23 protein-coding genes are annotated in these 26,267 nt (G+C 64.7%); 7 read left to right on the top strand and 16 right to left on the bottom strand.

The window, feature by feature from the left end:
- Positions 1 to 25: 25 nt before the first annotated feature.
- The 4 genes from S4A8_RS08010 to S4A8_RS07995 all read right to left on the bottom strand — a co-directional run bounded on the left by S4A8_RS08010 (position 26) and on the right by S4A8_RS07995 (position 4,404).
- On the bottom strand, positions 26 to 1,027 hold the full coding sequence (locus S4A8_RS08010) for an alkaline phosphatase D family protein (protein WP_353219754.1): 1,002 nt from the start codon (positions 1,025 to 1,027) through the stop codon (positions 26 to 28).
- Positions 1,028 to 1,261: 234 nt separating this feature from the next.
- Entirely contained in the window at positions 1,262 to 2,077 is an 816-nt protein-coding gene (locus tag S4A8_RS08005) for an alkaline phosphatase D family protein (RefSeq protein ID WP_353219753.1), read from the bottom strand.
- Between the two features lie 59 nt (positions 2,078 to 2,136).
- The gene (locus S4A8_RS08000; RefSeq protein WP_353219752.1) at positions 2,137 to 3,366 is read right to left on the bottom strand and encodes a hypothetical protein; all 1,230 of its coding nucleotides are present in this window, start codon (positions 3,364 to 3,366) and stop codon (positions 2,137 to 2,139) included.
- Positions 3,367 to 3,369: 3 nt separating this feature from the next.
- Positions 3,370 to 4,404, bottom strand: coding sequence for an ABC transporter ATP-binding protein (locus tag S4A8_RS07995; protein ID WP_502950719.1), 1,035 nt, complete (start codon positions 4,402 to 4,404; stop codon positions 3,370 to 3,372).
- A gap of 32 nt (positions 4,405 to 4,436) precedes the next feature.
- On the opposite strand from S4A8_RS07995, the gene S4A8_RS07990 reads away from it, so the two are divergent.
- Complete coding sequence (locus S4A8_RS07990) at positions 4,437 to 5,264, top strand: endonuclease/exonuclease/phosphatase family protein (RefSeq protein ID WP_502950718.1); 828 nt, start codon at positions 4,437 to 4,439, stop codon at positions 5,262 to 5,264.
- A 2-nt stretch (positions 5,265 to 5,266) separates the two neighbouring features.
- Here the strand turns inward: S4A8_RS07990 and cls are convergent, their stop codons facing one another.
- The 7 genes from cls to S4A8_RS07955 all read right to left on the bottom strand — a co-directional run bounded on the left by cls (position 5,267) and on the right by S4A8_RS07955 (position 14,036).
- The gene (cls, locus tag S4A8_RS07985) at positions 5,267 to 6,730 is read right to left on the bottom strand and encodes a cardiolipin synthase (RefSeq protein ID WP_353219750.1); all 1,464 of its coding nucleotides are present in this window, start codon (positions 6,728 to 6,730) and stop codon (positions 5,267 to 5,269) included.
- Positions 6,727 to 7,545: an ABC transporter ATP-binding protein gene (locus S4A8_RS07980; RefSeq protein WP_353219749.1), complete on the bottom strand. Its 819-nt coding sequence runs from the start codon at positions 7,543 to 7,545 to the stop codon at positions 6,727 to 6,729. The genes cls and S4A8_RS07980 overlap by 4 nt, the downstream gene beginning before the upstream one ends.
- Before the next feature lie 365 nt (positions 7,546 to 7,910).
- On the bottom strand, positions 7,911 to 8,774 hold the full coding sequence (locus S4A8_RS07975; protein WP_353175514.1) for an ABC transporter permease subunit: 864 nt from the start codon (positions 8,772 to 8,774) through the stop codon (positions 7,911 to 7,913).
- A gap of 79 nt (positions 8,775 to 8,853) precedes the next feature.
- Complete coding sequence (oppB, locus tag S4A8_RS07970; protein ID WP_353175515.1) at positions 8,854 to 9,768, bottom strand: oligopeptide ABC transporter permease OppB; 915 nt, start codon at positions 9,766 to 9,768, stop codon at positions 8,854 to 8,856.
- Positions 9,769 to 9,808: 40 nt separating this feature from the next.
- A complete protein-coding gene (locus S4A8_RS07965; protein ID WP_353175517.1) occupies positions 9,809 to 11,440 on the bottom strand; it encodes a peptide ABC transporter substrate-binding protein in 1,632 nt (543 codons plus the stop codon).
- Between the two features lie 129 nt (positions 11,441 to 11,569).
- The gene (gene mnmG / locus S4A8_RS07960; RefSeq protein WP_353219748.1) at positions 11,570 to 13,483 is read right to left on the bottom strand and encodes a tRNA uridine-5-carboxymethylaminomethyl(34) synthesis enzyme MnmG; all 1,914 of its coding nucleotides are present in this window, start codon (positions 13,481 to 13,483) and stop codon (positions 11,570 to 11,572) included.
- 130 nt (positions 13,484 to 13,613) lie between these two features.
- Positions 13,614 to 14,036, bottom strand: coding sequence for a helix-turn-helix domain-containing protein (locus S4A8_RS07955; protein ID WP_353219747.1), 423 nt, complete (start codon positions 14,034 to 14,036; stop codon positions 13,614 to 13,616).
- Between the two features lie 74 nt (positions 14,037 to 14,110).
- Between S4A8_RS07955 and S4A8_RS07950 the strand changes: the two genes are divergently transcribed.
- Positions 14,111 to 14,602, top strand: a complete 492-nt coding sequence (locus tag S4A8_RS07950; RefSeq protein WP_353219746.1) for a DUF2938 domain-containing protein — start codon at positions 14,111 to 14,113, stop codon at positions 14,600 to 14,602.
- A 138-nt stretch (positions 14,603 to 14,740) separates the two neighbouring features.
- On the opposite strand, the gene S4A8_RS07945 is transcribed toward S4A8_RS07950, so the two are convergent.
- Positions 14,741 to 16,132 (bottom strand): DUF945 family protein, encoded by a 1,392-nt coding sequence (locus S4A8_RS07945; protein WP_353219745.1) that lies wholly within the window; start codon positions 16,130 to 16,132, stop codon positions 14,741 to 14,743.
- Positions 16,133 to 16,139: 7 nt separating this feature from the next.
- Positions 16,140 to 16,550: a GFA family protein gene (locus S4A8_RS07940; protein ID WP_353219844.1), complete on the bottom strand. Its 411-nt coding sequence runs from the start codon at positions 16,548 to 16,550 to the stop codon at positions 16,140 to 16,142.
- A gap of 93 nt (positions 16,551 to 16,643) precedes the next feature.
- On the opposite strand from S4A8_RS07940, the gene S4A8_RS07935 reads away from it, so the two are divergent.
- Positions 16,644 to 18,359: a sugar phosphorylase gene (locus S4A8_RS07935; RefSeq protein ID WP_353219744.1), complete on the top strand. Its 1,716-nt coding sequence runs from the start codon at positions 16,644 to 16,646 to the stop codon at positions 18,357 to 18,359.
- Here S4A8_RS07935 and S4A8_RS07930 read toward each other — a convergent pair.
- The 3 genes from S4A8_RS07930 to S4A8_RS07920 form a co-directional block, all read right to left on the bottom strand.
- Entirely contained in the window at positions 18,356 to 19,630 is a 1,275-nt protein-coding gene (locus tag S4A8_RS07930) for a GGDEF domain-containing protein (RefSeq protein ID WP_353219743.1), read from the bottom strand. The two genes, S4A8_RS07935 and S4A8_RS07930, sit on opposite strands and share 4 nt — an antisense overlap.
- A gap of 94 nt (positions 19,631 to 19,724) precedes the next feature.
- Entirely contained in the window at positions 19,725 to 20,957 is a 1,233-nt protein-coding gene (locus S4A8_RS07925; RefSeq protein WP_353219742.1) for a glycosyltransferase family protein, read from the bottom strand.
- Between the two features lie 16 nt (positions 20,958 to 20,973).
- Entirely contained in the window at positions 20,974 to 21,789 is an 816-nt protein-coding gene (locus S4A8_RS07920; protein WP_353219741.1) for an HAD-IIB family hydrolase, read from the bottom strand.
- Between the two features lie 246 nt (positions 21,790 to 22,035).
- Between S4A8_RS07920 and S4A8_RS07915 the strand changes: the two genes are divergently transcribed.
- From S4A8_RS07915 to S4A8_RS07900, 4 genes are all read left to right on the top strand, one after another.
- The gene (locus tag S4A8_RS07915) at positions 22,036 to 22,710 is read left to right on the top strand and encodes a response regulator transcription factor (protein WP_353175530.1); all 675 of its coding nucleotides are present in this window, start codon (positions 22,036 to 22,038) and stop codon (positions 22,708 to 22,710) included.
- A 6-nt stretch (positions 22,711 to 22,716) separates the two neighbouring features.
- Complete coding sequence (locus S4A8_RS07910) at positions 22,717 to 23,994, top strand: sensor histidine kinase (RefSeq protein WP_353175532.1); 1,278 nt, start codon at positions 22,717 to 22,719, stop codon at positions 23,992 to 23,994.
- 127 nt (positions 23,995 to 24,121) lie between these two features.
- Positions 24,122 to 25,222: a glycosyltransferase family 9 protein gene (locus S4A8_RS07905; RefSeq protein WP_353219740.1), complete on the top strand. Its 1,101-nt coding sequence runs from the start codon at positions 24,122 to 24,124 to the stop codon at positions 25,220 to 25,222.
- 63 nt (positions 25,223 to 25,285) lie between these two features.
- Positions 25,286 to 26,260 carry a chorismate transformation FkbO/Hyg5 family protein gene (locus S4A8_RS07900; protein ID WP_353219739.1) on the top strand — a complete coding sequence of 325 codons (975 nt, stop codon included), beginning with the start codon at positions 25,286 to 25,288 and terminating at the stop codon, positions 26,258 to 26,260.
- The last annotated feature ends 7 nt before the right edge of the window (positions 26,261 to 26,267 follow it).

Raw genomic sequence — 26,267 nt, 5'->3', positions numbered from 1 at the left:
CCGCCGGCGACCGGATGCGCAGCGATTAGCCGGTGGCCACCGCCGCTTGTGGGTCTTGCGGCGCCAGCACCGGCGCGTCGGCGACGGGCTGACTTTGGCCGCTGGCGGCCACGACATGATTTTCGCCTGCACGTACCTGCCAGGCGCTGGCAAAGCGCTGCTGGTTGTTACGGCTTTTGATGTCGTCGACATACCACCATTCGGCCTGCATGCGCTCGCGGGTGATATCCAGCAGCAGATAGCCGCGCTGGGTCAGCTCGGCGTATTTCATATGCGGGTTCTGGCTGAGAATCGTATCGCGCAGATCGTTGCTGTCGAAGCCCGGTGAGGTCACCGACGTGGTCACGAATTCCACGCCCATCGAGCCCAGGCCGGTGGCCGGGTCGTAGGCTGCGGCATTGTTCGGATCCTCGGTGATATCCATGGCCCAGGAGGTATGAATATCGCCGGTGAGTACCACCACGTTGTCGATCGCCACATTCGGCGCGGCCTGGCCGCCACGAATGATCTCCCACACCCGTTCGCGGGCCCGCGGATAGCCATCCCACTGATCGGAATTGAAAAAAACGCCGCCCTGGCCGCCCGGGTTGGTGGCGTTGCTGGCATTGGGCGCGCCCACGGACTTGAGCTGGCCAAACATGACCTGCTGACCGATGAGTTTCCAGATCGCCGGCGATTGTTCGAGCCGGTCGGCCAGCCATTGCCGTTGATTGTCGTCGATCAGGGTCCGATCGGCGTTCGCATAATCGCCGGTATCGGTAAACCCCTGCTCGGCATTGTTTTCGAGCTGCTGGTCGCGCCCGATCAGGCGCGTATCCAGCATCGACAGCGACACCAGGTCGCCGATCTCGAAGCCGCGATAGATCCGCTCGCGATTATCCGGGTCGGTTTCACGGATCGGCAGCCATTCGTAATAGGCCTGGATCGAAACCGCTTCGCGCTTGCTCCACGGCCCCTCGCCGCGATCGGGGTCGTGGTTCTGGGCGCCGCCGCGCCAGCTGTCGTTGGTCGATTCGTGGTCGTCCACCAGACCATCCGATCAGCTCCGCAGCGGTCCGCGCCAGCGCCTTTGTGCTCGACTGGCAAGGAATAAGGAGGGCCGTGTGCTGTTTGCACACAACCGACGAATAACGCCGCCAGCCGAGCACAAAGGCCTGGCCCAACGGGTTTGGCCCAAGCCGCCCGTCTGCGGCGTTGCTCGCCTAGATCGTGAGTACCCACGATGCGGCGGCGCGCGCCTTGCAGCCGAACGGTTTGGGACTCAAACGCGGATCGCTGGGGAGCTGATCGGATGGTCCCAGATCATCGGATGCTGACGATGCAGCTCCTGCAGGTCGACATCGGTCTTGTAACAGGCATGGCGGGTCCGGTAGTCGTCGAGGCTGACGATTTCGTAGGGCGGTTCAGGGGCACGGCCGAGCGGTCGCCCGTCGCCGTATTCATCCGGGTTCTCGGCCTCGGATACGCCGCGCCCCGGGTATTCGTAGATGTAATCGCCCAGATGCAACACCAGATCCAGATCGGCGCGCTCGGCGACCCGACCATAGACATTGAAGAAGCCGAAGGGATAATTCGAGCAGGACAGCACGGCGATCCGCAGCCGCTCGACGCCGCTCGTGGGCAGGGTTTTCGTGCGCCCGACCGGCGAGCGCTCGGTGGCGGTTTCGAAACAGTAGTAATAGGTCGTGTTGGCGACCAGGCCGGTGGCATCCACCTTGACGGTGTAGTCACGCGACGCGCCGGTAATCACGGTGCCGCTACGCAGCACGTTGCGCATGTCCGGCGATTCGGACAGAAACCAGTTGACGCTGATATCGCCCTCGATCGCCGGCGTCACCCGGCTCCAGAGCATGACGCGATCGGTCAACGGGTCGCCGCTGGCCACGCCATGGACGAACTGCGCGGCACTGCTGCCCGGCGCACGCGACACCCGTACCGAACTGCCGCCATCGTCGCTGCAACCGGCCAGGCCGACCAGCGATAACGCGGCGCCGCCGGCGAATCCGGCCCGACGCAGAAAAGAACGACGTGTCTGTGGCGCGAGCACGCTGCGATGATGACGGGTGGGCTGACCCATAGGTTTGTTCCGAACGACAGATCCAATGCCGCGGAGCCTGGGACAACGGTGTTAAGTCTTCATGACTCCGCCCGGCACGCAAACACGCGAGCCGGCAGCTTCAGCCCGGTCGTAGGCAAGCGGACCTGGCGCAGGGTCACGAACATGAACAGCAACGGATTGACATCGTAGATGGCCCGCAGCGGCGCAATCAGCGCCGGGTCGAGAAAGCCGTCATCCGCCAGCGCTTCGAGATCGATCGCGCCCGCGATCGCCGAATGCGGATAGCCACTGGCATAGCACAACCGATCGAAAAACTGTGGATGCTGTAACAGCGGCGCGAGCACCGATTGATCCCGCCGGCCGGCCAGCACGCCGTCGAGCGCGATACGCAGCCGCGCCCGGTAGGCCGGCTGCCGCAACAACGCGAACAGCGATTCCATGACCTCGCGCGCATTGTCTGCGGGCGCGTCGATGGAAACCGTGACCGCGACACCCGCATCGAGGGCGTCGCGTAGCGCCCGCGCATCGATCATCGCCTGGCCTGTTTCGCTGTCACGCCCCGGCCCAATCCGGGTATGCAGGCGCATATCGTGTGCGGCCATCACCGCATAGGCGGCTTGGGCAGATGCACCGGCAAGATCGATCTGCTGTTGCGCCGGCCACCAGGCCACATCGCGCACACCGCGCTCGGCCCAGCGCCTGAGCACTGCGACAGCATCCGGTCGCGCCGGGTGCACCGACACCACGGGAATGAGGTGCCCATCGCTACGTGCGGCAAGCGCTACGACATCGGCATTGGCCACGAAGGCCGTGGTAGCGCCGGCATCGAGCGCACCCGCCCGGCTATAAACCGCGTCCCGGGCGAATACATAGGCTCGATAGTCACCCGGCATGGCATCGATCTGGCGCAGCAACCGCGAGGCCTGAAGCTCGAAGGCCTGCAAGACATCGTCCACGCCGGCGGCATGACGTAGAAACTGCCATTCGAGCCAGGCCCGCGGGGCCGTCGGCACGGATACATTGACCCGCGGCTGATCCGGTTCGCCGGGCGCGCGCGCACCGATAGCGCGACTCGACAGCAGCGCGACCTGATGATCGACGACACCGGCGTCGAGATCCGCCATGCTGTCGGCGATCAGTTGCCGTGCGCTATCGGCCAGCAGCCAGTCGGCGTCCTCGGGCTGGTGCGACCAGGCGCCGGCATAGGTGTTGAGTAGCGTATGCCAACCGGCCACGCCGGCCACCACCACCAGGGCAACGAACAACGCGAGTACGCCGAGGCGGTTGAACAGGCGCTCGTAGCTCACGCGTCAGCCGGTCGCGGCGAGCCGATCCCTGGCCACGGCTTCGGCATGCAGGCAGGCCACATGGCTCTCGCCGCCAAATGCCCGCAGCGCGGGCGTTTGTGCCGCGCAATCCACCTGTGCCCAGGGGCAGCGGGTACGAAACACGCAGCCGGAGGGCGGATCGGCCGGCGACGGCAACTCGCCGGACAAGGCGATTCGACGCCGACGACGTTCGAGTTCCGGATCCGGGCGCGGTACGGCCGACAACAACGCCCGCGTATACGGATGTGCCGGGCGCTCGAACAGCGTGTTCGACGGCGCGCGTTCCATGACCCGGCCCAGATACATCACCATCACTTCATCGCTGATCTGGCGTACCACGGCCAGGTCGTGAGCGATGAACAGAATGGCGATGCCGAACTCGGCCTGGAGCTGTTGCAGCAGTTCCACGATCTTCGCCTGGATCGAGACATCCAGCGCCGATACCGGCTCGTCGCAGATCAGCACCTTCGGCTCGACCACCAGCGCGCGCGCGATACCGATCCGCTGGCACTGCCCACCCGAGAATTCGTGTGGATAACGATTGATCTGGCTCTGCGACAACCCGACCCGCTCGATCATCGCCGCCACGCGCCGGCGTCGATCCGCGCGACCCAGGTCGGGGCGAAGATGCCGCAACGGCTCGGCCACGATCTGGCCCACCGTCATGCGCGGATCGAGACTGGCGAGCGGGTCCTGGAAGATCATCTGCACATCACGCCGCAGGGCTTTCCAGCTGGCTGACCGGTCGTGGCGTATCGTGTTGTCTTCGAACACAATTTCGCCCGATGTGACGGACACCATGCCGGTCAGCGCACGCGCCAGCGTCGACTTGCCACAGCCGGATTCGCCCACCAGCCCGAGCGTGCGCCCGGGGGCCAGGTTCAGGCTCACGCCGTCAACCGCCTTGAGCACGCCCGCGTCGGCGGCGAACAGACCACCGCCCAGCGGAAAATGCACCTTGAGATTGTCTACCCGTAGCAACGTTTCGCTCATCGACTGGCCGTTTTCGTAAGGCATCACTCACCCGGTAACGATGGTACGCTGACCCTGTGAATTCGCCCACTGCACCCGGCGCTCTGACGCGTCCCAGCCAAGCGGGGCCGAGCCTGTCGTTGTTGAGTTTCAACATGCAGGTCGGCGTCGGCACCAAGCGTTATCGCGAATACGTAACCCGTGGCTGGCGTCATCTGCTGCCCAGCCAGCAGGTGCGCGACAACCTCGACCGTATCGGCGAACTGCTGGTCGGCCACGACATCATCGGCCTGCAGGAAATCGATGCCGGCAGCCGGCGCAGCCAGTACCGCAACCAGATCGAGCATCTGGCCGAAGCCGCCGGCTTCGAATACTGGCGGGTCCAGGTCAATCGCGATCTCGGGCGCGTCGCCCAGCACGGGCTCGGGCTGATCAGCCGCTATACGCCGTTCGCGGTGAGCGAACACAAGCTGCCGGGGCGCCTGCCCGGGCGCGGCGCGTTGATCGCGCGCTTCGGCACGCCGGAAGACCCGCTTGCCGTGGTGATCACGCACCTGGCACTCGGCGCCGGTAGCCGGGCACGCCAGCTGGCCGCGATCTGCGACCTCGTGGCCCGGGATCGCCATGTGGTGATCATGGGCGATACCAACTGCACGGCTTCGGCGCTGATCGCCGACCCGGCGCTGGCGGCCAGCGGGCTGCGTGTCTACGACCGGCCGCTGCCGACCTTTCCCAGCTGGCGTCCGCGGCGCGGCATCGATCATATCCTCACCTCGCCGACGCTCAATATCGGCGAAGCGCGGGTGATCGATACCGTGCTCTCCGACCATCTGCCGGTGCATATGCGTATCGAAATGCCCGCTACCCTGGCTCATTCGCTCGACGCCAGCCACCGGCAACGATAGTCCTAGAGATAAGGCGAGAATAACCAGAAAAAGGAATCGCGCAGGCGCGTCGGCCAGCGCCGGCTGTGCAGCTCGGTCAGCGAATAGGCCCGACTCATGGCAATGCTCTCGCGAATATGCGTGGCCAGGCTTTCCACGCCGGCCGGGTCGAATATCTCGACGGCCAGCTCGAAGTTCAGGCGCAGACTGCGCGGGTCGAGATTGGGCGAGCCGACCAGCGCATAGTCCTCGTCGAGCACGAGCAGTTTGGTATGGGCAAACGGCGGCGGCTGATAGTAGATATGCACGCCGCGCATCATCAGTTCGCCCAGCGCATGCCGCGATGCCCAGTGCACAAACGGCAGATTGTTCTTGGCCGGCAGCACGATCTTGACTTCCAGCCCCCGTAACGCGGCCGATTGCAGCGCGCCTACCAGCGCCGGTCCGGGCAGAAAATACGGTGTCATGATCAGCACACTGCGCCGGGCACTGGCGATTGCGGTCTGAATGAGTGTGGTCAGGCGCTCGGTGTCGCGGGTCGGCCCGTTCTCGATACTGCGACAGGCCGCGTCACCCGCCGGCGCGATCTCACCGCGCGACACGCCGGTCTGACGTCCGGTGGCAAACGCCCAGTCGGACAGAAACACGGCCTCGATCTGGCGCACCACCGGGCCGGCAAAACGAAAATGCAGATCGGACACGCCACGGCTGCCCTCCACCAGATGCCGGTCGCCAATATTCATGCCGCCGGTAAACGCCACGCCGGCATCGGTCACCAGGATCTTGCGGTGGTTGCGCAGGTTGAGCTGCAGCGAGGGCGGAATCAGCCGTGGCGGCAGAAAACGCGCCGACTTGACCCCCTGTTTGTGCAACAGACGCACGGCGCGCCGGCCCGGCCAGGCATAGTATTCGCCCACCCCGTCGATGAGCACGCGTACATCCACGCCGCGTTCGGCGGCGCGCGCCAGGGCATCGATAAAGCGCTTGCCGGTACGGTTGGTCTCGAAGATATAGGTGGTCAGATAGACGAAACGACGGGCTTTTTCGATCGCCTTGAGCATCGGCGGATAGGCCTGCTCGCCGTCGTGCAACACCTCCACGCCATTGTCGGCGACCACCGGCCAGGCCGACAGCCGGTCGCCGGCCGCGGCCAGGCCCAGCCGGCGGCGATCGAGTATGTCGCTGTAGTCGCGCAACTCGGCGTTGGCGCCGGGCTGATGCGCGCCCAGGCCGTGGCGCGACTGGCGGTCCAGGCGACGCGCCCGAATGCGTACGCGATTGACGCCGAACATGTAATACAACAACGGGCCGATCGGTGGAAACAATACCGACACGCCGATCCAGCCAAAGGCGCTGCTGGGTGTTTCACGGGTGAGCAGCGCATGCACGCTGGCCGCGATCGCGCTGCCGGCCAGCACGACGATCGTGGTCCAGAACTTGAGCAGTGCGATCAGCTCGGGGTCGGTCAGATAATCCGGCAGATTCATGGCCGCCCGCGCGTGCGATGCGGCGTTTCCAGACGCGGTACGGCCGCCAGCAACGCACGGGTATAGTCGTGCGCTGGGGCGGCAAAGATGTCGTCGATCGCACCGCGCTCCACCACTTCGCCGGCACGCATGACCAGCAACCGCTCGCACTGGCCGGCGACCACGCCCAGATCGTGGGTGATGAGCAGCAACGCGACCTGCGTGCGCTCGCGCAGCTCGGCCATCAGATCGAGAATATCGGCCTGTACGGTCACATCGAGGGCAGTGGTGGGTTCGTCGGCAATCAGGATATCCGGTTCGCAAGCCAGCGCCATGGCAATCATCACGCGCTGGCGCATACCACCGGAAAACTGGTGCGGGTAATAGCGAATCCGACGCGCGGCATCGGGAATCTTGACCGCCTCGAGCATCTCGATCGCGGCCTTCGTCGCGGCCCGGCCGCGCAAACCGCGATGGCGCGTGATCACTTCCTTGATCTGGGTGGCGATGCGCAGATGCGGGTTGAGCGTGGTCATCGGATCCTGAAAGATCATGGCGATCCGCGCGCCGCGAATCCGTTCGAGCGTGCGCCGTTTCGCGCCGATCAGCTCCAGCCGGCCGCGATCGGTTTGCAGGCTCGCGCTGCCCGAGACACGCGCGTTGTCCGCCAGCAGCCCCATGAGGGCCAGCACGCTCTGACTCTTGCCCGAGCCGGATTCGCCCACGATGCCGACCGATTCACCGGCGGTGAGCTGCAGATCGAGCCCGCGTACGGCCTCCACCACGCCGTCGGGCGTGTCGAAACGTACTTTCAGATCGCGAACGTCGAGCAGCATGCACCCAGTGTAAGCCACCAACCGGCCAAACGAAGCCCGCGGCGTCGATTCGACCTGCGTCGTTCCTGCCCGACACAGGGGCTCGTTCCTTGGAAAGACATCCGCAAATACATGCCAAAAGCGCAAATCCGCAACTGCGCATGTACAAAGCTCAGCTCGAAGCGTAAAGGGCCGACGCCTCGCCGCTCGACCGATCGTCTTTTTGCCTTATTCGCGTTTCTTCGCGTTCATTGGCGGACAAAATACTTGCCTGATCGCAGCGCGTAGAACGCGATCCGCGGTGCCGATTTAATGCGCGTCGTTTGACACCGCCACGATCAGATACACGACCCGCTTGATTTCGGGCGTCATGCTGACTCGCGAGCCTAGCGATCCTTCGGATCGAGCGCGTCGCGCAAACCGTCGCCGATGAAGTTAAAGCAGAATAGCGTGGCAGCGAGAAACACCGCCGGCACGATCAACAGCCAGGGCGCGCGATTCATTTCATCGGCGCCGTCCTTGATGAGCGCGCCCCAGGACGTAGCGGGTTCGGCCACGCCGAGGCCGAGAAAGCTCAGAAACGATTCGAACAGGATGACCTGCGGAATGGTGAGGGTGATATACACCGCCACCACGCCGAGCAGGTTGGGCACGATATGGCGGGCGATGATCGACACCGCCGGCGCGCCGGACATGCGCGCGGCTTCGATAAAGGGCTGCTGTTTGAGCGCGAGTGTTTGCCCGCGCACGATACGCGCCATATCCAGCCAGTTGATGGCCCCGATGGCCACGAATATCAGCAGGATATTACGGCCGAAAAACACCATCAGCAGGATCACGAAGAACAGAAACGGCATCGCATAGAGAATATCGACGATGCGCATCATCACCGCGTCCACGCGCCCGCCCGCATAGCCGGCCGTCGCGCCATAGGCCACGCCAATAACCAGGCTGACCAGCGTGGCGACGAAACCGATCATCAGCGAAATCCGCCCGCCTTCGAGCGCGCGCACGAACAGATCGCGCCCCACCGAGTCGGTACCGAACCAGTGGGCATCCGTCAGGGTCGGCGCCACCCAGATCGCCCCGTAGTCCTGGTCGAAGTAGTTATGCGGTGACAGCCACGGCCCCACCACGACCGCGACGACGATGACGCCCAATACGCCCATCGAGGTCAGCGCGGCCTTGTTGGCACGCAGCCGCCGCAACGCATCGGAGAACAGGCTGCGCCCATGCGCGGCCTGCTGCATGTGTTTTCGACGTCCGAAGATCATGCAGTGCCCACCACCGCGACGGCGAAACGAACGGGCTGGCGCCTGACTTGCCGCATCAATAGCTCACCCTAGGGTCGAGCCAGCCGTAGAGCAGGTCCACGACGAGATTGAAAGCCACAATGAGGATGCCGTAGAACAGCACCACGCCCATCACCAGCGTGTAGTCGCGGTTGAGCGCCCCCTGGACGAAAAACTGCCCCAGCCCGGGAATGCCGAAAATCGTCTCGATGACCACCGAACCGGTAATGATGCCGGCCGCCGCCGGGCCCAGATAAGACACGATCGGCGTAAGCGCGGCCGGCAGCGCATGCACCCAGACCACGCGCGCAGCGGACAGCCCCTTGGCACGGGCGGTGCGTACATAGTTCGAGCGCATGACCTCGATGGTCGAGGCGCGGGCCAGGCGCGCGACATAGGCCATCATCGCGGTACCCAGTGCGAGCACCGGCATCACATAGTTCTGCCAACCATCCAGACCACCGGCCGGCAGCCAGTCGTTATAGACCGCGAACATCAGAATCATCAGCGGCGCGAGCACGAAATTGGGGATGGAGATACCCAGCATGGCGAGCGTCATCGCGCCGTAGTCGGCTGGGCGGTTCTGGCGCAGCGCAGCGAGCATGCCCAACGGCACACCCAAGAGCAGCGCGAACGCCAGCGAGGCCGCACCGAGCTTGAGCGATACCGGAAAGCCCGAGGCGATGAGGTCGTTGACACTGGTATCGCGATACTGGAAAGACGGGCCGAAATCGAAGTGGGCGATATCCCACAGATAACGCCCGTACTGCTGATAGATCGGTTCGTCGAGGTGATACTTGGCTTCGAGGTTGGCCCGGACCTGGGCCGGCAGTTCGCGATCGGCATCGAATGGCCCGCCCGGGGCCGCGCGCATCATCACGAACGCCAGGGTCAGCAGAATGAACAGCGTCGGGATCGCGCCCAGCAGCCGGCGCAGCGCATAGGCCAGCATGGCTAGGCGTCGCCCGTTCGCAAACGTCTGATCAGGGCGCTCACGGTTCGATCGACAGATCCTTGCTGTAGTAGGAGTCCAGCGGGTTGCCCTCGAAGCCCTTCACATAATCCTTGATCAGGTATTTGCTGACATAGAAATAGATCGGAATGATCGGACTGTCGGCCAGCAATACGGACTCGGCCTTCTTCATGATCTTCATGCGCTCGGGGCCGTCCGGCATATGCGCCTGTTTTTCCTGCAGGCGGTCGTATTCGGCGCTGGCATAACCGGTGCCGTTGAGGCCGAACTTGGAATTCATCAGTTCGAAGAAGGTGTTCGGGTCGTCGTAGTCGCCAATCCAGGCCAGCCGGTAGGCCTCGGTATTACCCTGGCGCACGTTGTCGAGAAAGACCTTCCATTCCTCGTTGCGCAAGGTGACATCGGCACCGAGCACGCTGCGCCACATCGCAGCGATCACCGAGGCGATCTTCTTGTTGCCCTCGCCGCTGTTGTAGCGGATTTCGATCTGTAACGGCTTGCTCTCGGAATAGCCGGCTTTTTCGTATAGCTCGCGCGCCTTGGCCTCGCGCTTGCTGTCCGAGAGCTTGGTCCACGAGAACTGCGCGCCTGCATAGCCTTCTACCACCGGCGGAATCCAGCCATAGGCGGGGATTTCGTCGCCCCGGGTAATCTTGTCGACGATGGTGCGCCGGTCGATCGCCATCGACAAGGCACGCCGCAACTCGGGCGCATCCTTGAACGGCGGGCGTTTGACGTTCAGGCCGTAGTAGTAGACGCCCAGCGTGGGCTGGGTATGCAGCTGTGCGGGAATATATTTCTTGATGGCCTCCAGGCGCGGGATCGGCACCGAGGTGGCCCAATCCAGCTCACCGGCCTGATAGCGCGACAACGCCGAGTTCTGGTTGGTGATCGGGTAGTACTCGACGCGGCCGATCGCGGTCTGGGCATCGTCCCAGTATTGGCGATTGCGCTCGAGCGCAATCATCGAATTCACCCGCCAGCTTTCGATCTTGTAAGCGCCGTTGGTCACCGCGTTGCCGGGCTGACTGAAGGCCGCGCCGTGGGCCTCGACCGCCGGCTTGTAGACCGGATAGCTGATGCTGTGCGCCAGCGTGCCCAGAAAATACGGCGTGGGCGCGGTGAGCGTGATTTCGAGGCTGTGATCGTCGAGCGCACGTACGCCCAGGGCTGCGGGCGGTTTGTCACCCGCGATGATCGCCTTGGCATTGGCGATCGGCGCATGCAGCTGGGCATAAGGCGAGCCGGTGGCCGGATCGACACTGCGCCGCAGGCTGTACACATAGTCCTGCGCGGTCAGCGGTTCGCCGTTGGACCAGTGCAGATCCTTGCGCAGTTTGAAGGTATAGACGAGCCCGTTATCGGTCATTTCCCAGGACTCGGCGTCGGCGGGCTCGATTTCGCCAGCCGGCGAAATCTGAACCAGGCCCGAATACAGATCGCGCAGGATATTGGCCGCCGGCACGCTACGGGCCTGATGCGGATCCAGGCTTTCCGGCTCGGCGCCGTTACCCCGGCGCAGCACCGTGGTGCCGTCGTCCCGAATCTCGGGCGTGTTCTCGACCGGGAACTTGGCCGACTCCTCGCTACTGCAGGCTGCCAGCAGCAGTGCAGCAAACAGGACACACCCTAGCGCTCGAAGCTTGTTCAATTTGGCCCCGCGAAACCGCAACTATTCGAAAATACTAGGTTACACGAATGTTTTGCGCGCGATGCAAGCCTGTCGCCCCACCCGTCGCGGTTCACGGGTGACTCGGCGGGCGCGGTTATCGACCGGTGCTCAGGCGGTTTTTGCCAGTTTCAGTCCGAGTTTCTTCAAGTGCACCAGCAATAACGAGATTGCGGCCGGGGTCATGCCCGGAATACGCGACGCCTGCCCGATACTCGTCGGGCGTACGTCCTCGAGCTTGCCACGCAGTTCGTTGGACAGCCCGGATACCGCCGCGTAATCCAGATCGGCCGGCAGGGCGGTGGCCTCGTGCTGGCGCGTCTTTTCGATCTCGGCGCTCTGCCGGGTGATATAGCCCGCGTACTTGGCCTGGATTTCGACCTGCTCGCCGACCGCCTCCGCAGCCTCGGCGTTGAGCTGCGACAGATCGGGCGCGCCCACGCTTTCGATGGCCACCAAGCAGGCATGATCCACGCCCGGACGCTTGAGCAGTTCGGCCACGGGCGTGGCCTGCTTGAGCACGCTGCCCAGAACGCGTTCGCCGCGATCGGCGCCGAAGTCTTCCGGCTTGACCACGATCGCCGATAATCGCGCCTGTTCGGCGGCCACCGCGTCGCGCGCCGCCTCGAACGCCGCCCAGCGCGTATCGTCAACCAGCCCCAGCGCCCGGCCGATGGGCGTCAGGCGCGTATCGGCATTGTCTTCGCGCAGCAGCAGGCGATGCTCGGCGCGCGAGGTGAACATGCGATAGGGCTCGATCGTGCCGCGGGTGATCAGATCGTCCACGAGCACGCCCAGATAGGCTTCGTCGCGGCGCGGCCACCAGGCGCTTTCGCCGGCCACCGCACGCGCGGCGTTGAGCCCGGCCAGAAGGCCCTGGGCGGCGGCTTCTTCATAGCCGGTGGTGCCGTTGATCTGGCCGGCGAAATACAGCCCGGCAATGGCCTTGGTTTCCAGCGTGTAGGAAAGCGCCCGCGGATCGAAATAATCGTATTCGATGGCATAGCCCGGCCGCGTGATATGCGCGTTCTCGAAGCCGGCGATCGAGCGTACGACCTTCTGCTGGGTTTCGAACGACAGGCTGGTGGAAATACCGTTGGGGTAGACCTCGGCCGAGGTCAAGCCCTCCGGCTCGATGAAGATCTGATGCGAGGCCTTGTCGGCGAAGCGCACCACCTTGTCCTCGATCGAGGGGCAATAGCGCGGGCCCACCGAATCGATCTGGCCGGAATACATGGCCGATTCGCCGATATTGTCGGCAATGATCCGATGGGTCGTTTCGTTGGTATAGGTGATATGACAGCTCACCTGGCGCGGATGCTCGCCGCGCTCACCCATGAACGAAAACACCGGCGCGGGCTCGTCGCCCGGCTGTTCGGCCAGCTGCGAGTAGTCGATGCTCTTGGCATCGATACGCGGCGGCGTGCCGGTCTTGAGCCGGCCTACCGGCAGGTCCAGCGCGCGCAGGCGCTCGGATAACGCATTCGAGGGCGCATCCCCCGCGCGACCGCCGCCGAAGCGCTTGTGGCCGATATGAATGGTGCCGCCCAGAAACGTGCCTACCGTCAGCACCACCGTGGGTGCATGAAAGGCCAGGCCCATGGTGGTCATCACGCCGGCCACGCGATCGCCCTCGACGATCAGATCGGCCACCGACTGCTGGAACAGGGCCAGATTGGGTGTGTTCTCGACCATCGAACGCACGGCGGCCTTGTAGAGCGCCCGATCGGCCTGGGCACGGGTCGCGCGTACCGCCGGGCCCTTGCGGGCGTTGAGCGTGCGAAACTGAATGCCACCGCGATCGGCCGCCCGGGCCATGACGCCGCCCAGGGCATCGATTTCGCGCACCAGATGACCCTTGCCAATCCCGCCGATGGCCGGATTGCAGGACATCTGGCCGATGGTTTCGATGTTGTCGGTCAAAAGCAGCGTACGCGCGCCCATACGGGCAGCGGCGGTGGCCGCTTCGGTGCCGGCATGGCCGCCACCGACCACGATGACGTCGAAATCGGTCTGGGTATTCATTGCGCGCTCCCGCGATATGGCCGCGGTCGAATTCAAAAACACGGCATTTTAACGTGTTTGCGGTTGCATTTGCGCCACGCGCAGAGTTTGCCGCCGCACAGACGAAGCCGACACGTAGCCAGGAACTCGGTCAGGTCCGCTGATCGCCACGCCGGCGCGAGCGCCGCGACAGGTCGGCCACCGCCACCCCCATCAGGCGACGAAAGGTGGAGCACTCCAGGTGGCTGGGCGCACTACAGACCGCCGCATGGCGCAAACCGTCGCGCATGGCCGTGAGCTCGCGGATTCTGCGATCCAGTTCGTCGGCCTTGTCGCTCAACGCCTGACGATCGATTTCACGCGGGCCCGAATCGCCCAGCATCGGCCGAATCTGTGCGAGCGAAAACCCGGCCGACCGCCCCAGGGCGATGAGCGCCAGCCGATCGAGAACCCCAGGGCTGAATTGGCGCCGCAACCCGCGCCGACCGATCGAGCGAATCAGCCCCTTTTCCTCGTAAAAACGCAGCGTGGACGCAGGCACACCCGCGCGTTTGGCGACCTCGGCGATATCCATTGATCGCGCTGTACTTCAATTGAACTTGAAGTACTAACCTAACGCGCCACTCTCACAAGCGCTACGTATTGACCATGAAAATCCTGCTACTGACCCTCGCGACCGGCATCGGCGCCACCGTCGCAATGGATATCTGGAGCCTGCTAGCCAAGGCGCTGTTCGGCCTGTCGGCGCCGCGGTTCGACTGGGTCGGGCGCTGGCTGGCCCATATGCGATATGGCCGGTTTTGGCACATCCGTATTGCCGATGCCGCGCCGATCCGTGGCGAACAGCCGCTGGGCTGGAGTGTGCATTACCTGACCGGCGTCCTTTTCGCCGGTCTGTTGCCACTGCTTGCCGGCCCCGGCTGGTTCGACCGGCCGACCCTCGGCCCGGCGCTGCTGATCGGTGTGGCAACGGTGGCCGCGCCTTTTCTGATCATGCAGCCCGCCATGGGCGCCGGCCTGGCCGCGCGCCACACCGCGAATCCCGGTAACGCACGCTGGCAGAGCCTACTGAACCACACGGTATTCGGCATTGGCTTGTTCGTATCGGCCTGGATCGCGAAGACGCTGACCGGTTATTAACCCGGCACACATAGATGAATTATCGGGTTAATAACGCGAGTGCGCGACAGCGTACTCGCCGCGGCCAACGGCCGCGAAGCTATTGAAAACGGCTGACAGAGTCAGCTGTTTTGGTGCCGGGTTAGTAGCCGGCGGCGCTCAAAGCCGCTCGCGTGCCGCTTCGAACTGGTCGATCATGGCTTTCCAACCGATTTGATTACGCCCGTTGAGCGTGAGCCGTCCGGCCTCGATCGTGAGCCGCAAACGATAGGCCACGCCGTCGTCGACCGATTCGATCAGGTTCTGTTGCACCAGTTCGGCCAGCGCCTGATCGATATCGCGTTCTTCGATGGCATAGGGCGAGCGACCGCTGGCGAGCATGACCTGTACGGTCAGATCGCGGGCGAGACCTGCGGGCAGTCGGGCTTCGAAGTTCATATCCAGCTGCGAAACCACATCCGCCAGCAGACGCGCCTCGCGCATTGTTTGCGGCGCCTGGATATGCAGTTTCAGGCGAACATCGCCCTGCGGCGTGGTGAGCTGCAGGCGGGGCACATCGATACGCGGAGCACCGGCGAGCAAGGCGGGCAGTGTTTCGCGGTAGAGCGTCGCCCGCGCGCTGTCGTCGAGCTTGCCGGTTTCGATATCGCGCAACAGCCCAAGCTGGGCGAACAACGCCCGCCAGGCGCGGATATCCAGATCCGCGGTTTCGGCCTCGACCCATAACGGGCCGTACGCATTGTTGTTGATCACTGCGCGGGCGATACGCCCATCCACACGGGCGCTGATCCGCGCCGGCGCGCTCGGCAGCATCTGCCATTGCCAGGCCAGAGACTGCAATAGTGCTGACTGGCCCAGCCCATCAGCGATACGCAACGAATGCGCGCGCAGCGAACCGCCCTCGCCGGCTGCGCCCAGACGCGCCTCGAGTTCGCGCCAGGCGAGCTGACCACCGTCGGCACCGACGATCTCGAACTGTGGCGACGCCATATCAAGCGCGATCGGCCCACCCGCCAGCGGAATACGGGCATGGGCTGAAATCGGCGCGGTTTCGATATGCGCCACGACGCGATCACGGGCAATATCCAGCGCGCGCCCGTCAAAGTGCAGATGCGACCGTGCCAGGCCGTCGAAACCCACCCGCGTGATCACGCGCAGCGGCGCGAGGCTCGGCTCGAACACATGTCGCGGCCACAGCGAGGCGGCATCGATTCGGGTCACACCGACGCCGAGCCCGGGCTCGAAGCCTTCGCTGTTCTCGGGCGGCGCACCGAACGGCAACGGGCCGTGATAGACGGTGGTATCCAGCGTGGTGCCGACACAGGGCGGCGCGCTGCATATCGGCGCGGCAAGCTCGACGCGAATCGTGGCATGCGAGCTGAACCAGCCGCGCTCGAAATGCGCATGGGTCACCTGCGTCAGGCCCGGTCGCGCCAGCCGGGCGACCATGTCGTCGAACTCGCGCTCGAGATAGAAGCCCACCAGCGCCGGCGCGGCCACGGCCAGCCCGATCAGGGTCAAAACGCCCCAGAACAGTGTCTTGCGGATCATACCGGCGTCAACCGCCGGTCTCGGATCGTGCCCCGTCAAAGCAGACGACATCCGCTGCCGGCGGCCACCAGCACGGCGTTTCGGCAACGAACGCCTGACTTGCGATACGCGCATGCACCGGCGCGTCGAGCGTGCCCGCACGCACCCGCGCGGCATCGGGGGCGTCGTCGCGACGGCTGATCAACGGCGAACCGCAACGACCGCAGAACAGCCGATGCTTGCCGGGCGAGGATTCATAATCGCAAATCTCGGCCTGGCCGCGGCGCCATTCGAAACAATCACGGGCGACCGGGATATTGGTTGCAAACGCGGTGCCCTGGGCCTTCTGGCAACTTCGACAGTGGCAGACCTGGATATCGGCCAGCGCGCCGGCAATCGCATAGCGCACCGCACCGCAAAGACAGCCGCCTTCGATCATGACCACGCCTCGCGCTCGTTTCGAACCCGGCGCCAATCATAGAACCGATACCGGCATAATGCATGCTGGCACAAACCTTGTTTCCGCAAACGCATGCCTGATGCAAGCTCTACCCAGCCGGCGCCCCGCCAGACCCTGATCGACTGGCTCGATCCGCTCTACGGCCAAGCCGCCGCCAGCGACTGTCTGGACCGGGCAGCCGATGCCGCCACGCGCCACGGCCTGCCGATCGAATCCACCACGCCGATCGATCAAGCCTTCAATGTCATGATCACCTACGGCGATATCGTCCAGCGCCCGAGCGAGGCGCCGCTGGCCACGCTGAAGGCGTTCATGGCCGAGCATCTGGCCGATTCGATCGCGGCGATCCATATCCTGCCGTTCTATCCGCACAGTTCGGATGACGGCTTCTCGGTGATGGACTACCGCGCGGTGGACCCGCAGCTGGGCAACTGGGACGACGTGGCGGCGCTTGGCGACGATCACCCGCTGATGTTCGATCTCGTGCTCAACCACGCTTCGCGCAAGGGCCAGTGGTTTGCGAACTATCTGGGCGATGTCGATCCCGGCCGTGACTACTTCATCGAAGTCGACCCGGCCACCGACCTGCGCGCGGTGGTACGCCCGCGCAGCACGCCGCTGCTTGCCGAGGTGGCCACCGCCCGCGGCACCCGCCATCTGTGGGCGACGTTTTCTGAAGACCAGATCGATCTGAACTTCGCCAATCCGGACGTGTTGTCGGAATTCATCGACATTATCTTCGAGTATGTCGCCCGCGGCGCGCGGCTGTTGCGCCTAGATGCGGTGGCGTTTTTATGGAAGGAAATCGGCGGGCCCTGTATTCATCTGCCCCAGACCCATCGCCTGATCAAGTTCCTGCGCGCGCTACTGGCCTACTACGCGCCGGGCGTACAGCTGATCACCGAAACCAATGTTCCGCATGTGGAGAACATCTCCTATCTCGTCGACGGCGACGAGGCCCATGTGGCCTATCAGTTCGCCCTGCCGCCGTTGGTTGCCGACGCGCTGCTGACCGGCGATGCCAGCACGCTCAGCCACTGGGCACGCAGCCTGCCGGCCCTGCCCGAGGGCTGTCATTTTCTGAATTTCACCGCCAGCCATGACGGCATCGGCCTGCGCGCGGTGGAATCGATTCTGGATGGCGAGGCGATCGAACATCTGGTGGATACCGTACGGGCGCGCGGCGGTTTCGTGTCCACGCGCGCGGTGGCGGATGGCTCGCACAAGCCTTACGAGCTCAATATTTCCTATTACGATCTGCTGGCGGCAGCCGAAGAGCGCGATACGCCGCTGCATATCGAACGCTTTATCTGCAGCCAGGCGATCGCCATGGCCCTGGCCGGCATTCCAGCGTTGTATTTTCATAGCCTGACCGCGACCCACAACGATCTGTCACGGGTCGAGCAAAGCGGGCGCTATCGCACCATCAATCGCCGTAAATGGGATGTCGGCGAGCTGGAATATCAGCTCGCCAGCCAGAGCCACCATGCCACGGTATTCGCCCGGCTCAAGCATCTGCTGGCCGTGCGTGCGCGCCAGCCCGCCCTGCACCCGGATGCTGCCCAGACCCTGGTCGACCTGGGACCGCATCTGTTCGCGATCCAGCGCCGTGGCGGCGGCCAGACGCTGTTGGCACTGCATAACGTCACCGACCGGCCGGTCAAGGTGGCCGCCCATGTGCTGCCCGAGGCACGCCTGCGCCGCAACGTGGTCGCGGCTACCGAAATCAGTGGTTCGAGCCGTTCGATTACGCTCGCGCCCTACGAAGTCGCCTGGATCAGCGGTTAGCCGGCGGCCTGAGCGCGTCGGGCGTGCGGTTGCGCATCGGCGGCATTGCGATCGAATCGCCCGATGGCGACCCGATTGCGGCCCGCGGCCTTGGCCTCGTAGAGCAGGGCATCGGCACAGGCGAGCACTGCCGACAGCGAATCATGTTCCTGCGGCTGTTTGACGTGGCATAGACCGATACTCACGGTCACCACCGAAGCCACCTTCGAGGTGGCGTGCGCAATCGCGGCATCCTCGATCGCGGCGCGCAGCGCTTCGGCATGGTCCTCGATCTCGTTTTCGCGCCCTTCGATCCAGAACACCACGAATTCCTCACCGCCGTAGCGCCCGCACACATCCAGCGGCCGCCGGGCGTGGGCTTCGATCACGCTGGCGACCTGACGCAATGCTTCATCGCCGGCCGGGTGGCCGTAATGATTGTTGTAAGCGCCGAACTGGTCGATATCCACCATCGCCAGACCGTAGTTGCTGCGCTGGCGCACGGCGTGGCCATGGGCGGTGGCCAGCGCATTTTCCAGCGCGTGTCGATTAAGCAGGCCAGTCAGGCCATCGTGGCGCGCCACCAGCTGCAACAGCTTGCGGTCGAGCCAGCTGCGCCGCAGCACATACTCGTTCGCGGCCTGCAGATAGATCGCGAACAGCGCCAGCACGCCCGCTGCGGCGAGATGGTAGTAATCGGTCGGACTGGCGTTCACGAGCCAGATTTCCGTGATCAGCGTCAGCAGCGCGATCAGCACAGCCACGGGCAATATCAACCACGAGCGCACGCGTCCAAGTGCGACCACGGCGACCATCGACACGCCGACGAATTCCACCGGGAATTCCGCGCCATACCGATTGAGCAGAATGTGATTGAACAGCAGCCCGAAGCTGACGATCGTGAACTGGCCGGCGATGACGTACTCGGTCGCGGATGAGGCACCACAACGAGCGCACCATATTAGTGCAACGACGGTTACCGGCCCGAGCACACCGATCAGCAGAACCCGCGACCACCAGGCCGCCATCGGCGGCACACCGAAAAAGGCGGTATCGAACAGCGGGCTGATCAGTAGCACGGTCAATGCGATGGCCAGCAACGCAATACGATTGGCTACACCGGCAGCATCGTTATGGGCACGAAACTCGCGTTCGAGCACCGGTTCGAAACGCAGCCAGCGAAAGCCGGCGTCCAGCTGCTGGCGGATCAGGCCGACCATTTCCGGCGCCGATTGCGCCTTTTCGATCTCGCGGGCGTCTTCGTAGGCGTTGGTATTCGACGGCTTCGCCATACGATGCATCCTCGTACACTGCTTGCGAGCCTTCATAACATGGCCGGGTATTCAGCGGCTGAACGGGCGCATCGCAAACGCCCCGCCTGCGGCGCTAGTTTTTTGCGGCCTGGGCCTGTTCGTGGTCCGCCTCGACCGCCGCATGAAAATCCGCAAGGAAATTGGGGAAGGCAGCGCGTACGCGATTCCAGGTGGGGATGAAGGGCACCTCCATGGGGTTGGCCACGTACTGCTCACCCGCCTTGATGATCGCCTCGACGAAGACTTCCACGGTTTTTTCTTCTTTGTGCCGATCATAGCCCAGGCCATTGATCTGCGCATCGAAATAGAATCGCTCCACGCTATCGAGTGCGTTGCGAAGATAGACCGCCTTGATGGTACGAATGGTTTCCGGCGGCAGCACCACACCGTAGGTGGCCAGCTTGCGATACAGCGCCTTGGCGATATCGGCGCTCATCTTGGCCAGGCCGGTATCGGCTTCGTGATCGGAGACGGGCTGATGCTTGTGGTCGTAGGCATCGGCGATATCGACCTGGCAGATCGCGTTGGGCGTGTAGTTGCGATGCACCTCGGCGAGAATGCCGATTTCCAGCCCCCAGTCGCTGGGAATACGAATGGATTCGGCCACCGAGGCGCTCATGGCGCATTCGCCGGATAAGGGATAGCGAAAGCTGTCCATATAGCGCAGATATTCCATATCGCCGACCACGGTCATCAGCGCGCGCACCAGCGGGGTGACGAACAGCCGCGCCACACGGCCGTTGATACCGCCATCGGCCACCCGGGCGTAGTAGCCCTTGGCGAACTTGTAGCTGAAGTTCGGGTGCACCATCGGGTAGAACAGGCGGGCCAGCAGGTCGCGATCGTAGGTCTTGATATCGCAATCGTGCATGGCCAGCACACGCCCGCGCCCCGAGGCCAGGAAGTAGCCCATGCAGTTCCAGACGTTGGCGCCCTTGCCGGGGCGTTCAGGGGCCAGGCCTTCGGCGTCGAGCTGATCGTAGAGTGCCTGCAAACGCGGACCATCGTTCCACAGTAGCCGGTAACGCTGACCCAGGCGTTCGAAGAACGCATGGGCATGGAGAAACTGCTGCTCGTTGGCGGCATCCAGGCCGATGATGATCTCGTCGAGATAATCGACCTTGGCGATTTCTTCGACGATATGCGGCAACGCATCGCCTTCGAGCTCGGAATACAGACAGGGCAGGATCAACGACATCGGCCGGCGCTCGCCGAAGGCGCGCAGCTCGGACTCGAGCGCCTCGATCGACCGATGGCCCAGCCGATGCAACGTCGTGATCAGGCCGTTCTGATGAAAATCCGCCATGCCGTGTCCTCTTGTTCTAGATTTCGTGATTGGCGATCAACGCCTCGATGGCATCGGCCCAGCCGGCCGGGCCGATACCGCGCGCATGCCGGATATGCCCGGTTGCAGCGCCGTAATAGCTGCCATCGGGGCGCGCGACCCAGTAACCGATATCGGCCGCGTCGAGCATATCGGTGTCGTTGCCGCTGTCGCCCAACGCTATAGCAAGAATCGGACCGTGCGCACGCTCATAGCGCGCACGCAGCCAGTTGAGGGCATCGCCCTTGTGCGCGTTGCCCAGCACATGCACGAACCGCCCGCCCACACGTACGCACAGACCCTCGTCTTCGACGGCCTCGCGAAAGGCCTCGAGCGCAGCCTCGCTGTCCTGCCAGAGCAGCGGCTCCGACGCCTGGCGCTCCAGCGCCTGGGCCGCGCCGTCGCGATCCAGACCGGTGGCATCGACCACATCCGCGATATCCATATCGCCGAAACCGGTAAAGCGAAAACCATGCTGCGCGCGCAGGCGTTCGACCAGCGCGCGCAAGCGCGCGCGCTCGGCGCCGAGCGTGACCAGCTCCAGCGGCGTATCGGCATCGCAACGCGCGCCCTCGAAATAGCCGCGCGGCAGCGCGACCGCGCCGCCGTTTTCCACCGCGAAGGGATGGCCGTTGCCCAGTTCGACACGCAGGCGCGCGACCTCGGCCGCGGTCTTGCTGGTAACGATACAAACCGGCACATCGTGGGCGGCCAGCATCGCCAGCGCCTGCGCGGCGGGCTGCCAGTCGTAGTCGTGGTGATCGAGCAGCGTGGCATCGAGATCGGTGAACACCACCGCCGAGGAGCGCGCCATTCTCATAGCCCACCCCGCGAGCGCGTCCCGCTGCGACGGGCCGCTACAAACGCATCGGTCGTTGTCATGAACAAATCCGGCAGACAAGGTGCCACGGCAGGTACGCGCCGCCGCGGGGCACGCCAGTGTATGCGAGCATGCGTCACACCGGAGCGCGTGCGAATACGGATAAAATGCCCCGGGCGATACGCGCGGCATTCAGCACGCGGGCCTTTCGACAACACGAGGCGGGCGGGCCATTCGACTATGCGCATACTGGTGATCGAGGACAATGAAGATCTCGCGGCCAATATCATCGATTTTCTGTGCGCTCGCCAGCATGTCATGGACAGCGCCAGTGACGGTGTGACCGGCCTGCATCTGGCCGTGGTCAACGACTACGATGCCATCGTGCTGGATCTGATGCTGCCGGGCATCGACGGCTTCGACCTGTGTGCGCGCCTGCGCGGCGAAGCCGATCGCCAGACACCGATTCTCATGCTCACCGCCCGCGATACGCTCGACGACAAGCTCGCCGGGTTTGCCTGCGGCGCCGACGATTACCTGATCAAGCCCTTTTCGTTGCTCGAACTCGATGCCCGCCTGACCGCTCTTGGCAGCCGCGGCCCGCGCCAGAGCCAACATGTATTGCGGGTGGCCGATCTGGTGCTCAACCTGGACACTTGGCAGGTCGCGCGCGACGACCAGCGCGTGAATCTCACGCCCACCGCGCTGCGCCTGCTGGAAGTGCTCATGCGGGCGTCCCCCCGGCTGGTGCGCCGCGGCGAGCTGGAAACCGCCATCTGGGGCGATCACCCGCCGGACTCGGAAGCCTTGCGCACGCATATCCATGCCCTGCGCGCCGCCATCGACAAACCCTTCGGCACGCCGTTGCTGCATACGGTCCCCACCATGGGTTATCGCCTGATCGCGCCCGAATAGCACGCCGTGTTGCGTCCGCTCGACAGCCTGCAGTTCCGGGTCACCGCCGCCCTGGCCCTGTTCGTGGCCGTGATGGCCGTACTCATGGTGCTTGCGTTGTTCGCCATCAACGAACGCCTGGAGCACGACCTGCTGGACGGTATCGTCGCCCACGAACTCGGCGAACTGGAAACCGAATATCCCGTGGATGGCCCGGCCGCGCTGCCCAACTCGGCCACGATCAAGGCCTTCGTGGTCGCGCCCGACGAACTGGAACGCCTGCCCGCCGCGCTGCGCCCGCTGCCGCGCCACACCAGCGGGGTGAATTTGAGCTACGCCGGGCGCAATTATCGCGTGGCCACCACCATGATCGAGGGCAAACGCGCCTTTCTGACCTACGACATCACGGCCATCGAGGCGCGCGAGTCGGTGTTTCGTATCGCCCTGATCGTGGCCGTCATCATCGTCTTCGCGCTGGCGTTGCCGCTGGGGGTGTGGATCGCGCGTATCAGCCTCAAGCCGATCAATCGGCTGGCCGAGCATGTCGCACGGCTGGAGCCCGGCGCGCCCGGTCAGGCCATGGCCGAGCGTTTCGACGGCTATGAAGTGGGCACGATCGCCCGCGCCTTCGATCGCTTCATGCAGCGCCTGGACGGCTTCGTCGAGCGCGAACGCAGCTTCACCGCCGATGCCAGCCACGAACTGCGTACCCCCCTGGCGGTGATCCAGGGCGCGCTTGAAGTCCTGCGCCAGGACCCGCGCTTTGCCGACAGCGCACCACTCACCCGTGTCGAGCGGGCCTCGCGCCAGATGGCGGATCTGATCGAATCGCTGCTGTTTCTGGCCCGCGACGAACATCGCAATATCTCCAGCGAACAGCACTGCCGAGCCGATATCGTGGTCGGCGAACTGCTCGATGCCTACAAACCAATGCTCGGTGCCAGTCGCGTTCAGGTGCCCGCTCTGGATGTATCGCCAGTCGCCGCGCCGCGGATCGCGCTGGTCATTGTCTTTGGTAACCTGCTGCGCAATGCCCTGCGCCACGGCGGGCCGAATATCCGGGTAACCCTGGCCGATGGCGTACTCAGCGTTGCCGACGACGGCCCCGGCATGACCGCCAAACAGCGCCGTCGGGCATTCGAGCGCGGTTACCGGCACGGCCGCGGCGCCGGGCTCGGACTCGGCCTGTATCTGGTCCAACGCGTGGCCCAGCGTTACGACTGGCAACTGCGGCTCACCAGCCGGCCGGGCGAAGGTACGCGTGTGGAAGTCCGGTTCGCGCCGTTGCAGGCATTTGCCGACTAGCTCGGCACGACCTGCCCCGGCGCGATTCGCGGGTCCGCTCTTAACGTCATCTTGATATCGAGTTGACGGATTACGCAGCCCGATATCGGCATGATGAGTCCGGTTTTTTTGCAATGCAGGAGCCTCCGTGGCCCGAAGCAAGCAAGTCAACGCGACGGGCTTCAAGGCCTGGATCAAACGCCTGCGGCGCGGCAACCGCCAGCGCTTCAATCGTTTGCTGACCCGGCTGTTCGGTACCGCCGAGCCGCGCCGGCGCGCGCTGACGGCCGATACCCGCCGTATTCTCGTGGTGCGCCTGAACAAACGCCTGGGCAATATCCTGTTTCTTACGCCCATGCTGCGCAGCCTGGCCGCGTCGCTGCCGGCGGCAACCATCGATGTCGTCATCCAGGACCCTCGCCAGAAGCCGCTGCTCGAAGGCCTGCCCGGCATTGGCCAGGTCTGGGTACAGGAAAAATCGATCCGCGCGAGCCTGCGCCTGCTACGCCGACTGCGGGCGATGCGTTACGACCTGGCGATCGATCCCAGCGGCAACTCCACCAGCAACCGGCTGGCACTGGCCTTCGCCCGGGCCAAGCAGCGCATGGGGTTTGCCGCGCGCGATCAGTGGCTCGCGCTCACCCATGCCGCCCCACGTCCGAACAGTCGCCATCAGGCGATCCAGGGCGTCGAGCTGCTGACCACGAGCGTCGACGATTTCCACTGGACCACCTTCGAGTCGCTGGCCGTGTTTCCGGGCGAGGCCTCGCATGCAGCCGCGCAACGCCACTGGCAGGCCGCGTTTACTGCGCCGGTGCGCGCAAATACGCCGATCGTCGGCTTTTTCACCCGCGCAACCGGACGCAAGCAACTCGATCACGCCTGGTGGCAGGCCTTTGTTGAATTGTTCAAGCAACGCCTGCCCAATGCCCGGCTGCTGCAGGTGCGCGCCCCGGATCAGCCCGAGCCGATCGCCGCCGATATCGCCAGCGTCGCGATCGCGGAACTCGACGTGCTCGCCGCCCTTTTGAGCCGGCTCGACGGCTTCGTCGCCGCCGACAGCGGGCCGATGCATCTGGCCGCCGCCGCGGGCGTGCCCGTGGTGGGGCTGTTCAAGGCCACGGCCCCGGCTTCGTATGCGCCGCTCGGGCCCGGCTGCACTGCCCTCGAAGCATCCGAACTGGCCGCCGAACGGGTGCTCGCCGCGGTCGCCGAGCGCGCCTGTAACACAGAAACACGCGTGGCCTGAGTTTTGTGGGCGGCTGCCTCGCCGGGCTAAACTGCCGGCTCGTTCGACCGCCCTGCGATCTCTATGCCCGACGCGCCCACTCCGGTGGCCACGGTACGCTGGCGCGCCCACCTCGGCAGTGACGCGCCCCGCGAACCCGGCCTGATCCATGTCCGCCATGCGGCCGAGGCCAATGTCTTTGCCTGCCCGCTGCCCTCGCTGGGCGGTGACTTCGACCGCGAAAGCTGGCGGATCACCGGCCCGCTCGAACAGGGCCATGCCGAAGGCTGGGGTTATGTCGCCGGGCGCGGCATGGCGTTTGCCGCACTGCATATCGACGACGGCGAGCACATCGACCGGCCCGAGCAGATCCAGCAGGCCGCGTTCGATACCTACAACCAGCTGTTTCGTCTGCAACGCAGCCTCGGCCTGGGTCAGGTGCAGCGTATCTGGCACTGGCTGTCCAACGTGACTGCCGGCGAAGGCGACGACGAGCGCTATCGGCGTTTCTGCCGCGGCCGGGCCGAGGCCCTGGACGGCCACGATCACGGCATGCCGGTGTTGCCGCCGGCCACGCTGGTCAGCAGCCACCGCCGCGGGCTGCGCATGCACGCGCTACTGGCCGACACCGCCGTCGTGCCGATCGAAAACCCGCGCCAGGTCAGCGCCTATGCCTACCCGCGCGACTACGGTGAACGCCCGCCAGCCTTTGCCCGCGGCGGACGGGTACAGCTCGGCGCCACCTCGTATCTGCTTATTTCCGGTACCGCCAGCATCGTCGGCCACGAAAGCCGGCACGTCGGCGATGTCTCAGCCCAGGCCCGGGAAGCGCTCGATAACGTGCGCGCGGTGATGCGCAACGCCGATTGCTGGCAAGCCGATCGCGACCTGGGCGCGCTGGAATGCCTGAAAGCCTATATTCGCGATCCCGATCACGCCGGCGTGGTCGCCGAAATCGCCGCAGCCGAAGCGCCGGGCGTACCGCTGGCGCTGTTGCACGCGCCCTTGTGCCGACCCGAACTGCTGGTGGAATTCGAAGCGCAGATGCCGTTGCCATAACGTCTGT

Origin of the sequence: Salinisphaera sp. S4-8 (assembly GCF_040361235.1) — a bacterium.
In the GTDB taxonomy this organism is placed as follows: Bacteria; Pseudomonadota; Gammaproteobacteria; order Nevskiales; family Salinisphaeraceae; genus Salinisphaera.
This window is presented reverse-complemented; position numbering and strand designations above follow the sequence as displayed.

What these genes read in the sequence shown, in the direction of transcription:
- S4A8_RS07915 (WP_353175530.1), top strand. Translation starts at nt 22,036, where the DNA reads ATGCGCATACTGGTGATCGAGGACAATGAAGATCTCGCGGCCAATATC.
- S4A8_RS07980 (WP_353219749.1), bottom strand. Translation starts at nt 7,545, where the DNA reads ATGCTGCTCGACGTTCGCGATCTGAAAGTACGTTTCGACACGCCCGAC.
- S4A8_RS07920 (WP_353219741.1), bottom strand. Translation starts at nt 21,789, where the DNA reads ATGGCGCGCTCCTCGGCGGTGGTGTTCACCGATCTCGATGCCACGCTG.
- S4A8_RS07975 (WP_353175514.1), bottom strand. Translation starts at nt 8,774, where the DNA reads ATGCAGCAGGCCGCGCATGGGCGCAGCCTGTTCTCCGATGCGTTGCGG.
- S4A8_RS07940 (WP_353219844.1), bottom strand. Translation starts at nt 16,550, where the DNA reads ATGATCGAAGGCGGCTGTCTTTGCGGTGCGGTGCGCTATGCGATTGCC.
- S4A8_RS07900 (WP_353219739.1), top strand. Translation starts at nt 25,286, where the DNA reads ATGCCCGACGCGCCCACTCCGGTGGCCACGGTACGCTGGCGCGCCCAC.
- cls (WP_353219750.1), bottom strand. Translation starts at nt 6,730, where the DNA reads ATGAATCTGCCGGATTATCTGACCGACCCCGAGCTGATCGCACTGCTC.
- oppB (WP_353175515.1), bottom strand. Translation starts at nt 9,768, where the DNA reads ATGCTGGCCTATGCGCTGCGCCGGCTGCTGGGCGCGATCCCGACGCTG.
- S4A8_RS07945 (WP_353219745.1), bottom strand. Translation starts at nt 16,132, where the DNA reads ATGATCCGCAAGACACTGTTCTGGGGCGTTTTGACCCTGATCGGGCTG.
- S4A8_RS07935 (WP_353219744.1), top strand. Translation starts at nt 16,644, where the DNA reads ATGCCTGATGCAAGCTCTACCCAGCCGGCGCCCCGCCAGACCCTGATC.
- S4A8_RS07950 (WP_353219746.1), top strand. Translation starts at nt 14,111, where the DNA reads ATGAAAATCCTGCTACTGACCCTCGCGACCGGCATCGGCGCCACCGTC.
- S4A8_RS07995 (WP_502950719.1), bottom strand. Translation starts at nt 4,404, where the DNA reads ATGCCTTACGAAAACGGCCAGTCGATGAGCGAAACGTTGCTACGGGTA.
- S4A8_RS08005 (WP_353219753.1), bottom strand. Translation starts at nt 2,077, where the DNA reads ATGGGTCAGCCCACCCGTCATCATCGCAGCGTGCTCGCGCCACAGACA.
- S4A8_RS07930 (WP_353219743.1), bottom strand. Translation starts at nt 19,630, where the DNA reads ATGGCGAAGCCGTCGAATACCAACGCCTACGAAGACGCCCGCGAGATC.
- S4A8_RS07925 (WP_353219742.1), bottom strand. Translation starts at nt 20,957, where the DNA reads ATGGCGGATTTTCATCAGAACGGCCTGATCACGACGTTGCATCGGCTG.
- mnmG (WP_353219748.1), bottom strand. Translation starts at nt 13,483, where the DNA reads ATGAATACCCAGACCGATTTCGACGTCATCGTGGTCGGTGGCGGCCAT.
- S4A8_RS07955 (WP_353219747.1), bottom strand. Translation starts at nt 14,036, where the DNA reads ATGGATATCGCCGAGGTCGCCAAACGCGCGGGTGTGCCTGCGTCCACG.